The organism is Paenarthrobacter sp. NPDC089307 (assembly GCF_040685055.1).
In the GTDB taxonomy this organism is placed as follows: domain Bacteria; phylum Actinomycetota; class Actinomycetes; order Actinomycetales; family Micrococcaceae; genus Arthrobacter.
The window spans coordinates 473,786-488,991 of the sequence record NZ_JBFBHE010000005.1; the positions used below are offsets into that span (position 1 = coordinate 473,786).

The following is a 15,206-nucleotide window of genomic DNA, read 5'->3' on the forward strand; positions in this document are numbered from 1 at the left end:
TGAAGCACGACGGCGGCAAGCGGCTACAGCACGGATCGTCCGGTTAGAGGTTCTCCACCAGTGAGACGTCGCGAACGGCGCCCTTGTCTGCGGAGAGGGCCATCGCGGCGTATGCGCGGAGGGCCGGGGATACGTGGCGGTCGCGGTTCTTGGGCTTATAGCCGCCATTGACCAGCAGTTTTTCGCGGCGTTCGGCGAGGATCTCGTCGGAGACCTTCAACTCGAGCGAGCGCTTGGTGATGTCGATGCTGATGATGTCGCCGTTCTCCACCAGGGCGATCGCTCCACCGGAGGCTGCTTCAGGGGAGATGTGGCCGATGGAAAGCCCGGAGGTGCCGCCGGAGAAGCGGCCGTCCGTGATGAGGGCGCACTTCTTGCCGAGGCCGCGGCCCTTGAGGAACGACGTCGGGTAGAGCATTTCCTGCATGCCGGGACCGCCACGGGGGCCCTCGTAGCGGATAACCACCACGTCGCCTTCCTTGACCGTCTTGTTCAGGATCATTTCCACGGCTTCGTCCTGGGACTCGCACACAACTGCCGGGCCTTCGAAGATCCAGATGGACTCATCGACGCCTGCGGTCTTCACCACGGCGCCGTCCACTGCGACGTTTCCGCGCAGCACAGCCAAGCCGCCATCCTTGGAGAACGCGTGCTCCACCGATCGGATGCAGCCGCCCTCGGCGTCGGTGTCCAGTGAAGTCCAGACGTTCGACTGCGAGAACGCGGTGGAGGAGCGGACGCCACCGGGAGCCGCATGCCACAGTGCCTGGGCCTCTTCGGTAGCCTTTCCGCCGCGGATGTCCCAATCGTCCAGCCATCCATCCAAGTCCGTGGAGTGCACGGAATGGACGTTCTTGTGCAGGAGCCCGCCACGGTTCAGCTCACCCAACAGGGCGGGGATGCCTCCTGCGCGGTGGACGTCTTCCATGTAGTAGGTCTTGTTCCCGGCAACGTTCGGGGCCACCTTTGCCAGGCAGGGCACCTGGCGGGACTTGGCGTCCATCTCGGCCAGGCCGTACTCAACGCCTGCTTCCTGGGCCGCGGCAAGCAGGTGCAGGATCGTGTTGGTGGATCCGCCCATGGAGATGTCCAGTGCCATGGCATTGTCAAAGGCCTCGGCGGTGGCGATCGAGCGCGGCAGAACGGAGTCGTCGTCGCCGTCGTAGTAGCGCTTCACGAGATCGACGATCGTGGAGCCCGCCTTCTCGTACAGCGCCTTGCGGGCGGTGTGGGTGGCGAGCACGGAACCGTTGCCCGGCAGTGCCAGGCCGATGGCCTCGGCGAGGCAGTTCATGGAGTTGGCGGTGAACATGCCGGAGCAGGAACCGCAGGTGGGGCAGGCGTTTTCTTCGATGAGGTTGATGTCGGCATCGGAGATGGATTCGTCCACGGCGTCGGCGATCGCGTTCACCAGGTCCAGGGAACGCACCGAGCCGTCGGTCAACGTCACACGGCCGGCTTCCATCGGACCGCCGGAGACAAACACCACTGGGATGTTCAGGCGCAGTGCGGCCATGAGCATGCCCGGGGTGATCTTGTCGCAGTTGGAAATGCAGACCAGGGCATCGGCGCAGTGCGCGTTGACCATGTACTCAACCGAGTCGGCGATCAGGTCCCGGGAAGGCAGGGAATAGAGCATGCCGGAGTGGCCCATCGCAATGCCGTCGTCCACGGCAATGGTGTTGAATTCGCGGGGCACAGCGCCGGCGGCAAGGATTGCGTCGGAGACGATCCGGCCCACGGGCGCGAGGTGGGTGTGGCCCGGGACGAACTCGGTGAAGGAGTTGGCAACGGCGATGATCGGCTTGCCGATGTCCTCGTTGGCGACGCCGGAGGCGCGCAGCAGTGCGCGGGCGCCGGCCATGTTGCGGCCATGGGTGACAGTTTTAGAGCGAAGTGCAGGCATGAATACCATCCTGCTGCTGTTCTCCAGCACCCGGAAGACGGTGTTGCTACTAGTAGTAAAAGTACCAGAGTAATAGTGTTGTCAGTGTGAAAGATGAGAGGCGCAAGGAACTTGGACTGTATCTCAGGACCCGCCGGACCCAGGCCCTGCGCTCCGACTATGGGCTGCCCCCGGTCGGCCGTTCCCGCGAGCGCGGGCTGCGCAGGGAGGAGATCGCGTTCCTCTCCGGGGTGAGCGTCACTTGGTACACCTGGCTGGAACAGGGGCGGGACATCAGTCCTTCGCGGCAGGTCCTTGAATCCATCGCCAGGGCGCTGCACCTTTCGGACACCGGGCTTGGGTACGTGCTGTCCCTCGGTGGATACTCCTCTGCCATCCCCAAGGGTCCGGTGGCCGCCGATGCCCCCGCGCATGTGCAACGACTGTTGGAGGCCCTGGATCCCAATCCCGCGTACGCATTGTCCCCGGACTGGGGAGTCGCCGGATGGAACCGCGCCTACGAGGCCCTGTATCCAAATATCGGAACTTTCGACGCCGCCGACAGGAACCTTTTGTGGCTCGTCTTTACCGACCCCTACGTCCGCGACCTGCTCCCGGACTGGGACGTCACCAGCAAGAGGTTCCTCGCCGAGTTCCGCGCCGAAACTGGACAGCGACTGGGCGACCCGGACGTCGCGTACCAGGTGGAACGGCTGAGGGAGGCCAGCCCTGAGTTCCAGGAAAGCTGGGACCGTTACGACATCCTGGGTTTCGAATCCCGCGAGCGCCTCTTCCACCACCCGGCCGTAGGGGTGCTGCAGCTTGAGCACCACCAGGTATCGCCGTCGGACCGGCCGGACCTGCACATCGTGGTGTACACCCCCGCACCCGGGAGCGACGCCGGCGAGCAGATGGAACGCTTGATGGAGACAACGCGGGGCTGACGGAAGCTGCCCCGCGCAAACCCATGGCGCAGCCCGTCCCTTAAGCGCACTATGGAGTCATGAACGCTCCCGGCGCACAGGGTCCGGCGCAGGGTGGTTCCGGTAGTTTCCGGTCTGGCCTGCACCCGTGGAGCCGCTATGTGGCTTTGGGAGACTCATTCACCGAGGGCCTGGGCGATCCCGAACCCCGCAGCCCTGGGGGACTCCGCGGCTGGGCCGACCGTGTTGCCGAAGAGTTGAGCGCGGGCCATGAGGATTTCGCCTACGCCAACCTGGCCGTCAGCGGGAAGCTGCTCCACCAGATCCTGGAGGAACAGCTTGGTCCGGCACTGGCCCTTAAACCCGATCTCATTACCCTCAACGCGGGCGGTAACGATCTCCTCTTCCACAGGAGCGATCCCGACAAACTGGCGCTCGAGCTGGACCATGGCGTAGAAGGACTGGCCTCAACAGGTGCAACCATCGTCCTGTTCACCGGCCCGGACTGGGGCGCCACCCCGGTGCTGGGCAGGACACGGGGCAAAGTGGCGATCTTCAACGAAAACATGCGCGTGATCGCTGCGCGCCACGATGCCTTGATCGCCGACCTATGGGCTTTACGGCAACTCACCGATCCCCGGATGTGGGATCCGGACAGGCTTCACTTCTCCCCGCTGGGCCAGCACACCATCGCCATCATGGTCCTGGATACCCTCAATGTGCCGCATTCCCTTGAGCCCCTGGCCCCGAGGCCCCTTCCGGAGCGCCGGTGGCGTGAAGCCCGCGCGGATGACATCGTCTGGGCACGGGAGCATCTGTTCCCGTGGGTCGTGCGGAGGCTGACCCAACGGAACACCGAGAACGGACACCACCCCAAGCGCCCCCTGCCGGGTCCGGTTTTTGGGGCACCCATGGCGCCCGGGAGCTATGTGGGCAACGATCCCCGGCGCATGACCGACTGAAGCGGCGCGAAAGGGGCTGATCCGCACCCTGGGCGCGGGCCGGCGTCGTGCATTCAGCGAAAGTCAGCCGGCAGGCTGCGGTTCCGCTTGGGTCCGGACGCTCCAAGCCGACCAGTCCAGCGGGTGCACCGAGGGGCGCCCCAGCAGGTATCCCTGGGCCGCGGTGACATTCAATGCGGTGACTTCGTCGAGTTCTTCGGCCGTTTCGATGCCCTGTGCGTGGACGTCCGCGCCGATCCCGCGGGCCAATTCCACAATGGCCCGGGCCCGGAGCTTCTGGCCATCATTGCCGGCAATTCCTTCGATCAAGTGACGGTCCAGCTTGATGATGTCAGGGCGCAGTTGCTCAATGCTGTCCAGGGACACCAACGCGGCGCCCGAGGCACTGATCGCCACACGGAGCCCCAGGTCGCGCAATCGATCAAGGCCTTCGCCATCAGCTTGGGCCGTGATGGATTCCAGACTGCCCGTCAGTTCAACAATGATTCTTTCCGGCGCCAGGGTGGCAGCGGCCAGGAGGTTCCTGACCCGCGGATCGCGTGAGGTTGCCGGGGTGAGGTTCAGCGCAACGAACATGTTTTCCGGGACGTCGTGCGCGGCCATCAATGCGCAATGCAGCGCAGCTATCTCCAGCTCCGCCCCCAGGCCGGCCGCCGCCGCTTCGCTGAACCATACGTCCGCACCCGCACCGTCCTCCCCAATGAACCTGGTCAGCGCTTCGACGCCGATCGGCTCGCCTTTGGGAAGAGAATGGACCGGCTGGAACGCTGTCAGGAGGAGCTTGTCCGCGAGGATCGCCTGGATGCCGGCACGCACATCGTGGCTGACGGGGACCAGGACGGTCCGCGAGGCGTCGGACGATTCCAAGTGCAGGCTGGCGTGCTCAAGCTGGACTGGGACGCTGGCTGCCGGCTGCGCTGTTTTCCGGGTGAGCAGCAAATGCTGCAGCAGCGCACCCTCGGGGTCATCCGGATGCGCGTCGAGGAGCTCACGGAGCTTGTTCCTGGCCGCTTCGCTGCGCGGTTCAGTGTCCTCAAGAATGGACTCAATGATGTCCAGGACCTGAGCCCGCATGGTCACTTCGTCCGCGAAAGGCATCTCCCCAGAACCTTCCTGGTTGTTGCTTTCCGCGTCGTTATCCGGTGAAAGAGAGCCCGCTTCTTGAGCCATCAATTATTCCTTTGTGTATCCCCCGCTGGCCAGGCCAGACAACTGCCGGCCCCGCCGCATGAGGGCCTTGCCTCGAATCTTACAGAGAAAAGTGTCACCTGGCTCACACTTTGCCACGTGAATCACGGGATCGGTTCAACCGTGGGTGGCAGCCCATGCCTCGTCAGCCACGTCGATTTCCCGTGACATGTCATCCAGGAAGCGCATCACGACCCCACGTTCATCAGGAGTCAGGCGTGCGGCGGCCAGGAAGCGCCCGGCCTGCTGCTTGCCCACGGTGCGCATTGCGGCATCGTGCGTTTCGGCGGTAATGGCGATCGCCAGGGCCCGTCGGTCGGAGGGGTGCGCACCTCGGGTGATGTGGCCGGCGCGTTCCAACCGGTCCAGCAGCTTGGTGGTTGACGCCGTCGAAATGTTCAGGTGGGCGGCTATCGCTCCGGGCGTGGCGATGAGGCCTTGGTTGGCGCAGACGATCAGGTAGTGCAGCGCGCGCATGTCGGATTGGTTGAGTTTCATGTACCGGAGCGAGGCGTCGGCGAGGCGCTGTTCGGCCTCACGGAGCCGTCCCAGCGCAGCCATGAGTTCGTTGATTTGCTGGGTGTCGGATTCGGAAAGCGTTGAGCGGTCAACCAACTGCTGATGGGGATCATTGGCGTCCAGCTGATACATGCCGGCTGACGCCGGGAAGCCGGAATCCTCCGGTATTTCTTCAGGACTGGACATGCTGAGTATGTTACACCTAACTTTCTACATGGTAGCCTTTCTTCTAGCTTGTCTAGCAATATTCGAGCTGTTGTTTCAGACTTCGCTCTAAGGACCAGGTTGCAGGAGGAAGGCGCACTATGAACGCGACAGAGATGGTTGTCCTCCTTGACGACACGGGCATGCCCATCGGCGAAGCCCCCAAAGAGGGGGTGCACACGCAGCAAACCCCACTCCACCTCGCCTTCTCGTGCTACCTCCTCAATGACGACGGCGAGGTCCTGCTGACCCGTCGTTCACCGGAGAAGAAGACCTGGCCCGGGGTCTGGACCAACAGTTTCTGCGGACACCCCGGACCGGGAGAGGATCCTGTGGACGCAGTGATGCGCCGTGCACACTTTGAATTGGGCGTGGACGCCAACAGGATCGAACTGGCCCTTCCCCACTTCCGCTACAGGGCGGTTGATCCTACGGGAATCGTGGAAAACGAGATCTGCCCGGTCTACATAGCCAGGATCAGTGGCGAGCTGAAGCCAAACCCTGCCGAAGTAGCGGACTGGGCATGGATGTCCCCGGCGGTCCTGGCCGAGGCCTTGAAGCGTTCGCCTTCTGCCTTCAGCCCCTGGCTGGGCCTCCAGTTCCCCCAGCTGGTTCAGGCGCGGGCACTCCAGCGCGGGAGCGGAGCAAAAGCATGACCGTCACCTCCGGCGCCTTACGCAGCCGCACCGACCTCTGCACCGCGATCGAAAACGAGCTGAGCGGGCTCATCGGCAAGCGCACAAGCGCCGCCACTACGTACGGCCCACACTTCACCAGACTGTGGGAACTGGCGGGCCACAACGTCCTGGGAGGGAAGTTTGTCCGTCCCCTGCTGCTGATGGAGACTTACGACGCCCTCCGGCAACGCGGGGCAGGCCGGTCCGAATCGGCCCTGCAGCCCACGGGCCCCGAAGCGCCCGCCCACCGCGAAACCGCCATAAGCATCGCTGCCGCGATCGAGCTTCTCCACTACTCCTTCCTGCTCCACGACGACGTGATCGACGGCGACCTCGTCCGCCGCGGGCACCCCAACCTCATCGGTTCCCTCCTCGCAGAAGCACAGGCCCTCCCCCGAGCCATGGACGCCGGTGGCACCCGCGCCGGCAGCGACCTTCACTGGGCCCAAACCGGCGGCATCCTCATGGGCGACATGCTCCTGGCGGCCACCCACCAGGCCTTCGCCAGGGCCGACCTTCCCCAGCAGCTGAGGCTGCGGCTGCTGGACCTTCTGGAACACACCATCAATGAAACCGTGGCCGGCGAACAACTGGACGTTGGCCTGGGGGACGGCATCATCGACCCCCAGCTCGAAACCATCCTGGTGATGTGCGGCTACAAAACCGCAACCTACACTTTCGAACTTCCCCTGCGGGCTGCCGCCGCGCTGGCAGGTGCCGATTTCGCCGTCGAAAATGCGCTCGCCACCGCCGGCCGCCATCTGGGGCTCGCCTTCCAACTCCAGGACGACCTCCTGTCCACGTTCGGGGATCCCCGCCGGCACGGCAAGGATCCCTTTTCCGACCTACGCGAGGGCAAGGAAACGGCCATCATCGCCCATGCCCGCACCACGGCGGCCTGGCCGGGCATCGAGCCCTTCTTTGGCAGGCCCGAACTCAACGGCGCGGACTGCGAGTACGTTCGCCGGCAATTGGCCGACTGCGGCGCCGAGATGTTCGTCAACGGGCTTATCGAAGAACAGCTGCAGGCCTTCAACCATCTCTTGACCGGCGCCATCCCGCCCGGCGTTCGCACCGTGTTGCTGGACCTCGCGGCGCAACTGGAAGGACGGCAATCATGACCCTGGCCATGGACACTTCCTTCACCCATTTCACCCGGACTGCGGAGCGGGCCGCCAACCAGGTCATTGCCGCCTACTCCACCTCATTCGGCCTGGCGTGCAAACTGCTGGGACCCCGGCACCGCCAACATGTCCGGAACATCTACGCGTTGGTGCGGGTAGCAGATGAACTCGTGGACGGCGTTACGGCCGAGGCAGGACTGAGCTACCAGGAACAGTGCGATGCGCTGGCGCACTTCATCGACGAGACCCACCGCGCCGTGAAGCTCGGCTACAGCAGCGACCTCATCATCCACGCCTTCGCGCAAACGGCCCGGGCGGCCAGGATCGATCAATCCCTCATCGATCCTTTTTTCGACTCCATGCGCACCGACCTCGGCGAGCGCACGGCTGCACCGTCCGCTCCCCTGCGCTTCGACACCGACGCCCACCGAGGCTACGTCCACGGATCGGCTGAAGTGGTCGGGTTGATGTGCCTGAGGGTCTTCATGCGCGACGAGGACATGAACGACGGCGACGCCGCGGCTCTGGAGTACGGCGCAAGCAGGTTGGGCGCTGCTTTCCAGAACATCAACTTCCTCCGTGACCTCGCGGACGACACCGCCCGCTTGGGCCGCAGCTACCTGGGCACGTCCGAGCACCTGGAGGACCGTGACCGCATGGAATGGGTAGGCACCATCCGGGCCCAACTGGCCGACGCCAACGCCGTCATCCCGCTGCTGCCGCGTGATGCCCGGGCCGCCGTCCGCAGCGCCCTTTCCCTCTTTACTGCCCTGACGGACAGGATCGAGCAGACCACTGTGGACGAGCTCTACCGGTCGCGGGTCCGCGTCCCGGACGCCGTGAAAGCCGGCCTAGCGGCCCGGGCAGTCGCCTCAACCTGGATGGAGTTGCACAGATGACACGGACAGTAGTGATCGGCGGTGGCATCGCTGGGCTTGCCACCGCCACACTCCTCGCGCACGAAGGACACGAGGTGCAGCTCCTGGAGCAGCGCAACCAGGTAGGCGGCAGGGCCGGAAGCTTTGAACGGGACGGCTTCCGCTTCGATACCGGCCCCTCCTGGTACCTCATGCCGGACGTATTCGACCACTTTTTCGAACTCCTGGGCACCAGCACGTCGGAACAGTTGGACCTTCGAACCCTGAGTCCGGCGTACCGCGTCTTCAGTGAACCAAACCCCGACGGCGTGCGGCCGGGCCCGCTGACGATCCCCTTGGGCAGAGAACATGTTTTGGAGAAGTTCGAGGAGGTTGAGCCCGGCAGCGCCAAAGAGCTGGCTGCCTATCTGGCATCCGCACGCCACACCACGGAGATGGCCGAACGCTTCTTCCTCTACAACCCCTTCACGAAACTCCAAGCACTGCTCCAACCGGAAGTACTGCGGAGCCTGCCCAAGCTGGCGCAACTGCTCCTGACTCCCCTGGACAAGTATGTGGCCCGGCGTTTCCAGGACCCGGTCCTGCGGCAAGTGCTGGGCTACCCGGCGGTCTTCCTGGGCACCAGCCCCTCCGACGCCCCTGCGATGTATCACCTGATGAGCGCCTTGGACCTCGGTGACGGTGTGCAATACCCGATGGGTGGTTTCCGGGAGCTCGTGGCCCGGCTTGAAGCGTTGGCACTCCAAGCTGGCGTCCGCATCCACACGGGCGCCGAGGCCCTCAGGATCACTACGCGCGAAACCACCCGGACCAAGAAGGTTGGCCGTTTTGACGGCGTGAAGTTTCCGGCCGCACTGACCGGCAAGGACAGCCGGGAAGTCACCGGGGTGACATGGCGTGACAGCTCCGGAAACGAGCATTTCAGCGTGGCGGACCTGGTGGTCTCCGGCGCCGACCTGCACCACACCGAAACCCAGCTGCTGGGCGTACGGGATCGCAGCTACCCCGCCTCGTGGTGGCAGCGGCGTACCAGCGGACCGGGTGCCGTCCTGGTGATGCTGGGAGTCAAAGGCAAACTCCCTGAGATGCCCCACCACTCCCTGTTCTTTACCCGCGATTGGGAAGCGAACTTTGCTTCCATATTCGGAGAAGAAACCAGCATCCCCGATCCGGCGTCGATTTACGTCTGCAAACCCAGCGCAACAGACCCAGACGTAGCCCCCAGCGACCATGAGAACCTCTTTGTCCTGGTCCCGGTCCCGGCAGATCCCACGCTGGGAGCCGGCGGCCCGGACGGAACCGGCGACATCGTCATAGAACAAACTGCGGACGCCGCCATCGACCAGATAGCCCAATGGGCCAACATCCCTGACCTTAGGGATCGAATTGTGGTCCGGCAAACAGTCGGACCTGCAGACTTCGCCCGCGACTACAACTCGTGGCGCGGCGGCATGCTGGGGCCTGCCCACACCCTGGGACAAAGCGCCATGTTCCGCGCCCAGAATGCCTCCAAGCGTGTGCAGGGGCTCTACTACGCCGGCGCCACCACCGCCCCCGGCGTGGGTGTGCCCATGTGCCTCATCAGTGCCGAGCTGGTCCTGAAACGGATCCGCGGCGACCACAGCCCCGGCCCCGTCACTGTGAGGCCCGTAGCCATCAGGATTGCCTGATGGGTGCTCTCTACCTGGCCTCCTTGCTGCTCGGCATAACGTGCATGCTGCTGCTTGACCACAGATTCCGCCTGTTTTTCTGGCGCGACGCCAAAGCAGCGGCGATCGTGACCGCCGTCGGGGTCTTGTTCTTCCTTGGCTGGGACGCGGCCGGAATCCGGTTGGGGATCTTCCTGCGCGGAGAAGGAACCATTGCAACGGGGATTCTGCTCGCCCCGGAGATGCCCCTTGAAGAACCTGTGTTCCTGCTCTTCCTCACGCTGTGCACCATGGTTTTGTACACCGGAGCCCGGCGGCTGCTTTCCCGGGTGCCGGGGAGGCGTCCGGTGCGGGAGCGGGAGAACGCATGACGTATTTGTGGCTCGCGCTTCTCTTCGTGGCCGCGGCGGTGGTGGCCGGGGTGGCTTTTGCCCGTCAAGGTTCCCGCAGCGGTGAGTCCCGTCGGCATTGGAAAGCCGTGGCGCTCGCGTTCGCTGCCCTGGCGGTGCTCACCGCCGTCTTCGACTCCGTGATGATCGGCATGGAACTCTTCCACTACGACGCCTCACACATCCTCGGGCTCACGATTGGCCTGGCGCCCATCGAGGACTTCGCATATCCGCTGGCGGGCGTCGTGGCGCTTCCGGGGCTGTGGATGTGGCTGACCCGGGGGCGGGAACGCAGCGGTGAGGAGATCCGGCACGGAAATCACCGCTTCAAGGGCCTCATCCCCCAGGCCCTACTGGCATCGCGCCCCGTCAGCTGGATCAACACTGCCTACCCGTTCGCTGCGGCCATGCTCCTCACCAGGCGCGAAATCGACTGGGTGCTGCTCGTGGGAACGTTCTACTTCCTGATCCCCTACAACCTGGCGATGTACGGCATCAACGATGTCTTCGATTACGAGTCGGATCTCAAGAACCCGCGCAAGGGCGGCATCGAAGGGGCACTCCTCCAACCCCGGCTGCACCGGCCCATGTTGTGGCTGGCGGCGATCACCAACGTTCCGTTCCTGCTGGTGCTCGCGCTCGCCGGCGGCCCGGCCGCGTGGCTCAGCCTGGCAGTCAGCGCATTCGCCGTGGTGGCCTACTCCGCGGCCGGACTCCGCTTCAAGGAACGCCCGGTCTTGGACTCGCTGACGTCCAGTACGCACTTCGTGAGTCCCGCCGTCGTCGGTTTGGTCCTTGCCGGCGCGAACGTGACGCCCGGACTCCTCATCCTGCTGGCCGCGTTCTTCCTGTGGGGAATGGCTGCCCACGCCTTCGGCGCCGTCCAGGACATCGAGCCCGACCGGCAGGCCGACATCGGCTCCATAGCAACAGTCATCGGTGCCCGCCGGACGGTGCGGCTCGCCGTCGTGCTTTGGCTGGTAGCGGGCCTGGCGATGCTCGCTACGCCCTGGCCCGGGCCGCTCGCGGCAATTGTCGCCGTGCCCTACATCGTGAACTGCGCACCGTACTGGAACGTGACGGATACGACGGCTGCACGCACCAACACGGCGTGGCGACGGTTCATCTGGCTCAACTACGGTTCGGGATTCCTGGTGACGCTGATCTTCATTCTGCAGTGGAGCCTCACGTCATGACAGCGTTGGTTCCTCAGGGTCTTCATCAATGGTGTCCATCGCTTCGCGCATGTGCTGAAGGAAATCCACCACAACGCGGGACTCGTCCGGGCTCAGCGCAGAAGCAGCTTCCAGCATCCTGCGGTGCATACCGCCCAGCGTGTGCCGGACTTCCTGGTCCGAACCCGGTGTCGCCTTCAGGATCAGCGCCCGGCGGTCCGTGGGGTGGGGCTCCCGCCGGATATGGCCGGACTCCACCAGACGGTCGATCAAGGTGGTCATGGAGGCGGACGTTATCCCGAGCTTGTCCCCCAGGTCCTTCGGCTTCATCACCCTGCCGGCAGCCTCGGCTTCAAAAAGATACCGCAGCGCCAGCAAGTCCTTCTCGCCCATCCCCATGGAGGATCGTGTCCTGCGGCGCATCGCCTGTTCGGAGGCGCGATAATCCCTCAGCGCATTCAAGACATCGATCGCGATGGCCTTCTGCCCCGGGTCTTTCCCGTACCAATAGCCCCTGGCGTGGCCTTCAGAATCCATCCGACGTTCCTTCGATAAGCATAAAGCTCGCTGCGCTAGCAATTTGATACTAAGTCACGGACAGCGTGAATGCATGAATCCGAACATCCCACAAGGAAAGAGGTCCCGCACATGGCAACCCGGAGGCCGGATCTTATGCGTCAGATAACGGTGACAGTCAGTTTGGTTGTCTGCGTCGTTGGCTCGATGATTGGCGTCGGTGTCTTCGGTGGGACGCCCATTGCCCAAGCCGCCGGCGGGGCTCTCGCCGCCGACTCCACGCTCCTCGCACCCGCCACGCCCGCCTTCTCCATCTGGTCGGTGTTGTACGCGGGGCTCGTTGCCTACACAGTGTGGCAATGGCTGCCCTCCCAGCGGACTGCTTCGCGCCAACGCGCGCTCGGGTGGCTGGTGTCCGTATCCATGATTCTCAACGCGGCATGGATTCTGGTTGTCCAGGCCGGGTGGCTTTTTGCCAGCGTCCTGGTGATCCTGGCGTTGCTGGTGACCCTGGTCCGGGCGTTCCTCCGCTACAGCCGGACCCGCCCGTCGTCGTGGGTTGAAGCCGTGGTTTTGGACGGGACATTGGGGGTTTATCTGGGATGGACCAGCGTCGCCGTATGCGCCAACGTCGCGGCTGCTTTGAAGGCGTTTGGTTTTCAGGGCTTGGGATTACGCCCGGAAGTCTGGTCTGTGGCCGTGCTGGTGGTTGTGGCTGTCGTGGGTGTCGCATTGGCCATCAAAGGACGCGGCCGGCTGGCCCTCGCCGCCGCCATCGCGTGGGGGCTCCTGTGGATCATGGTTGGCCGCAGTTCCTCCGCCCCCGAGTCATTTCCGACGGCGATCGCTGCCGCCGTTGCCGCCGCGCTGGTTTTGGGCGCTGCGATCACGGTAAGGGCCCGGGTGGCGTTGGCGACCTGAATCACTCGAGGAACAGGCTTTTCCACATAAGGAGGTTCCTGCCTTTTGGAGCCCCCTGGGGGTTGGAAGGATTGGGGGATGGAGCAGACTCGGGGCAGGGACGTGATGGATTCAGTCGCGTTCCCGGCCGCGCCAGGATGGGCGCCGCCGGGCTCTGAACCCCGGGTTTCTGATCTGATCACGCTTCTGGGTACCGTCCGTCTCGGCAACGTCAGCGGCGATCTGATCGACCAGATCCGCGGACTGGAAGAGCTGAAGTCCTCCATAACTGCCTTGCAGGCCCGGGCAGCGGTGGCCTTGGACCTCGCCCAAAGACAGGACCAGGCCGAGGCCGGCATCCCAGTGGCCGAGCGGGGCCAGGGTGTCGGGCCTCAAGTCGCGTTGGCCCGGCGCGAATCCCCGAACAAGGGATCCCGGCTGCTCGGCGTCGCGAAGGCGCTGGTTATGGAGATGCCCCACACGATGGCCGCCCTGGAATCAGGCCAGCTGAACGAGTGGCGGGCTACTTTGGTGGTGAGGGAAACCGCGTGCTTGTCCGTCGAGGACCGCTGCGCCGTGGATGAAGAACTCGCAGCCGACACCGGGACCTTGGAAGGAATGGGCGACCGGGCCATTATCGCCGCAGCCAAGGCTGCGGCGTGCCGGCGGGATCCCCGCTCGATGGCCCAGCGTGCCAGCCATGCAGCGAGCACGCGGACGGTGAGCCTGCGCCCTGTTGCGGACGCCATGACGTACCTGACCGCACTGTTGCCCGCTGCTCAGGGCGTGGCCGCCTACGCTGCCCTGACCAGGGCCGCGGACACAGCACGGTCCCGTCCCAGCAGGGAAGAACGCGGCCGAAGCCAGATCATGGCCGATACCCTTGTTGAGCGTCTCACGGGCAAACCAGGTGGAATCAACGGAATCGAGGTCCAACTGGTCATGACAGACCGGACCTTGTTCCAGGGCGACTCCGAACCTGCCAGACTCCACGGCTACGGAATCGTCCCCGCCCAATGGGCACGGGAACTGACCAACCCCACTGCGTCGGCAACCCGGGCCCAACCCGGAACGCCCGCACCGGACCCGGAATACAGTGTCTGGCTTCGGCGGCTGTACACCGCCCCGACCAGCGGGGAACTAATCACCACGGACTCCAAAGCCAGGCTCTTTCCACCCAGGCTCCGGCGCTTCATCGAAACCCGCGACCATACCTGCCGCACCCCGTACTGCGACGCGCCCATCCGGCACACCGACCATGTGGTGCCCTGGCACGCCGGCGGCACCACCAGCCTTGATAACGGCGCCGGGCTCTGCGAGGCCTGTAACCACACCAAGGAAATCCCCGGCTGGACAGCCACCACCACCCCCGGCAACCCCGCCCGCGGCACCGCCGACGCCCTCAACCTCCAGACCCCCACCGGCCACACTTACCAATCCAAAGCCCCGCCCCTGCCGGGCTATGAACGCGGAGCGGGGCTCAACTACATGGAGCATTCAGTTCCGGCGTCGCCTCAAGAAACGCCGTCGCTGGTCCCGGCAACCTCGCGTAACGATTGACATGACATAACTCACATTCTGTAAGCTAATTTCAGAGTCACGCAGCCGGCTTCCTTCGCTCTCACCAGGGGAGGTCCTCATGGCCCCCGATTCCCTCAAAGCCAATATTCTCCTCACCCATGGTGTCGCAGCTTCCGCGGGTTCCGTTGCTCGAAGAAGAGCAACAGTTACCCAAGGAATCCACGGCGCACCATCCACCAAACCCGACGCCCTGCTGGGCGCCATAGCTGTCAGGCACCTGTTTCACCGCTGGCCGCTGGTGCCCTCCCGCGAGCTGGAGCGGATCCGCCACGTCCTCCTTCACTGCGACCAGCTGGGCTCGCCGGACACCCACCACCTGTCCGAGCCGGCCCAAGCGCTGCTGGAACTTATCAACAGCGAGCTGGACCGGCGTCGGTCTCCCGAACATCACCCGCAGCGTCCGGCGACGCAGCCTCCCGCCTCCGGGCAGGGGGCAGCGTAAATGGCTGGACACTTCGAATTGTTTGAAGAACCGGGTGGAAATTGCCGGGTTCGGCTCGTCGATGGTGACGGAACCGAACTCGCTCTGTCCATCTGCTTCCAGAACAGGGCAGCGGCAGCGAAGGCCATCTATTCGCTGCGGGAGATCGCGGCGAGTGGCCTCATTGAGGACCACACGTCGCGAGCATCCTGACG

General features: G+C 64.5%; 16 protein-coding genes. 12 read left to right on the plus strand and 4 right to left on the minus strand.

Annotated elements, in window-relative coordinates:
* Positions 1-43: 43 nt before the first annotated feature.
* Positions 44-1,906 (minus strand): dihydroxy-acid dehydratase, encoded by a 1,863-nt coding sequence (gene ilvD, locus AB0N72_RS15120; RefSeq protein ID WP_363931184.1) that lies wholly within the window; start codon positions 1,904-1,906, stop codon positions 44-46.
* An 86-nt stretch (positions 1,907-1,992) separates the two neighbouring features.
* Between ilvD and AB0N72_RS15125 the strand changes: the two genes are divergently transcribed.
* Positions 1,993-2,829 (plus strand): helix-turn-helix transcriptional regulator, encoded by an 837-nt coding sequence (locus tag AB0N72_RS15125; protein WP_363931185.1) that lies wholly within the window; start codon positions 1,993-1,995, stop codon positions 2,827-2,829.
* 59 nt (positions 2,830-2,888) lie between these two features.
* The gene (locus AB0N72_RS15130; protein ID WP_363931186.1) at positions 2,889-3,770 is read left to right on the plus strand and encodes an SGNH/GDSL hydrolase family protein; all 882 of its coding nucleotides are present in this window, start codon (positions 2,889-2,891) and stop codon (positions 3,768-3,770) included.
* A gap of 63 nt (positions 3,771-3,833) precedes the next feature.
* Here the strand turns inward: AB0N72_RS15130 and AB0N72_RS15135 are convergent, their stop codons facing one another.
* Complete coding sequence (locus tag AB0N72_RS15135) at positions 3,834-4,940, minus strand: EAL domain-containing protein (protein ID WP_363931187.1); 1,107 nt, start codon at positions 4,938-4,940, stop codon at positions 3,834-3,836.
* A gap of 135 nt (positions 4,941-5,075) precedes the next feature.
* The gene (locus tag AB0N72_RS15140; protein WP_363931188.1) at positions 5,076-5,663 is read right to left on the minus strand and encodes a MarR family transcriptional regulator; all 588 of its coding nucleotides are present in this window, start codon (positions 5,661-5,663) and stop codon (positions 5,076-5,078) included.
* Between the two features lie 119 nt (positions 5,664-5,782).
* On the opposite strand from AB0N72_RS15140, the gene idi reads away from it, so the two are divergent.
* Genes idi through AB0N72_RS15170 form a run of 6 tightly spaced genes read left to right on the plus strand, consistent with a single transcriptional unit; the run spans position 5,783 to position 11,594 of the window.
* Entirely contained in the window at positions 5,783-6,337 is a 555-nt protein-coding gene (gene idi, locus AB0N72_RS15145; protein ID WP_363931189.1) for an isopentenyl-diphosphate Delta-isomerase, read from the plus strand.
* Positions 6,334-7,479, plus strand: a complete 1,146-nt coding sequence (locus AB0N72_RS15150) for a polyprenyl synthetase family protein (RefSeq protein ID WP_363931190.1) — start codon at positions 6,334-6,336, stop codon at positions 7,477-7,479. Before idi ends, AB0N72_RS15150 begins: the two co-directional genes overlap by 4 nt.
* Positions 7,476-8,381, plus strand: coding sequence for a squalene/phytoene synthase family protein (locus AB0N72_RS15155; protein ID WP_363931191.1), 906 nt, complete (start codon positions 7,476-7,478; stop codon positions 8,379-8,381). Before AB0N72_RS15150 ends, AB0N72_RS15155 begins: the two co-directional genes overlap by 4 nt.
* Positions 8,378-10,030, plus strand: coding sequence for a phytoene desaturase family protein (gene crtI / locus AB0N72_RS15160; protein ID WP_363931192.1), 1,653 nt, complete (start codon positions 8,378-8,380; stop codon positions 10,028-10,030). The genes AB0N72_RS15155 and crtI overlap by 4 nt, the downstream gene beginning before the upstream one ends.
* Positions 10,030-10,380, plus strand: a complete 351-nt coding sequence (locus AB0N72_RS15165; RefSeq protein ID WP_363931193.1) for a lycopene cyclase domain-containing protein — start codon at positions 10,030-10,032, stop codon at positions 10,378-10,380. The genes crtI and AB0N72_RS15165 overlap by 1 nt, the downstream gene beginning before the upstream one ends.
* On the plus strand, positions 10,377-11,594 hold the full coding sequence (locus AB0N72_RS15170; protein WP_363931194.1) for a prenyltransferase: 1,218 nt from the start codon (positions 10,377-10,379) through the stop codon (positions 11,592-11,594). The genes AB0N72_RS15165 and AB0N72_RS15170 overlap by 4 nt, the downstream gene beginning before the upstream one ends.
* Here AB0N72_RS15170 and AB0N72_RS15175 read toward each other — a convergent pair.
* Complete coding sequence (locus AB0N72_RS15175) at positions 11,589-12,110, minus strand: MarR family transcriptional regulator (protein WP_363931195.1); 522 nt, start codon at positions 12,108-12,110, stop codon at positions 11,589-11,591. The genes AB0N72_RS15170 and AB0N72_RS15175 overlap by 6 nt on opposite strands.
* Positions 12,111-12,221: 111 nt before the next feature.
* On the opposite strand from AB0N72_RS15175, the gene AB0N72_RS15180 reads away from it, so the two are divergent.
* From AB0N72_RS15180 to AB0N72_RS15195, 4 genes are all read left to right on the plus strand, one after another.
* Positions 12,222-13,010: a tryptophan-rich sensory protein gene (locus AB0N72_RS15180; RefSeq protein ID WP_363931196.1), complete on the plus strand. Its 789-nt coding sequence runs from the start codon at positions 12,222-12,224 to the stop codon at positions 13,008-13,010.
* A 105-nt stretch (positions 13,011-13,115) separates the two neighbouring features.
* Entirely contained in the window at positions 13,116-14,549 is a 1,434-nt protein-coding gene (locus AB0N72_RS15185) for an HNH endonuclease (protein WP_363931250.1), read from the plus strand.
* Positions 14,550-14,628: 79 nt separating this feature from the next.
* Positions 14,629-15,012 (plus strand): hypothetical protein, encoded by a 384-nt coding sequence (locus AB0N72_RS15190; RefSeq protein ID WP_363931197.1) that lies wholly within the window; start codon positions 14,629-14,631, stop codon positions 15,010-15,012.
* Positions 15,013-15,204, plus strand: a complete 192-nt coding sequence (locus AB0N72_RS15195; RefSeq protein WP_363931198.1) for a hypothetical protein — start codon at positions 15,013-15,015, stop codon at positions 15,202-15,204.
* Positions 15,205-15,206: the final 2 nt, after the last annotated feature.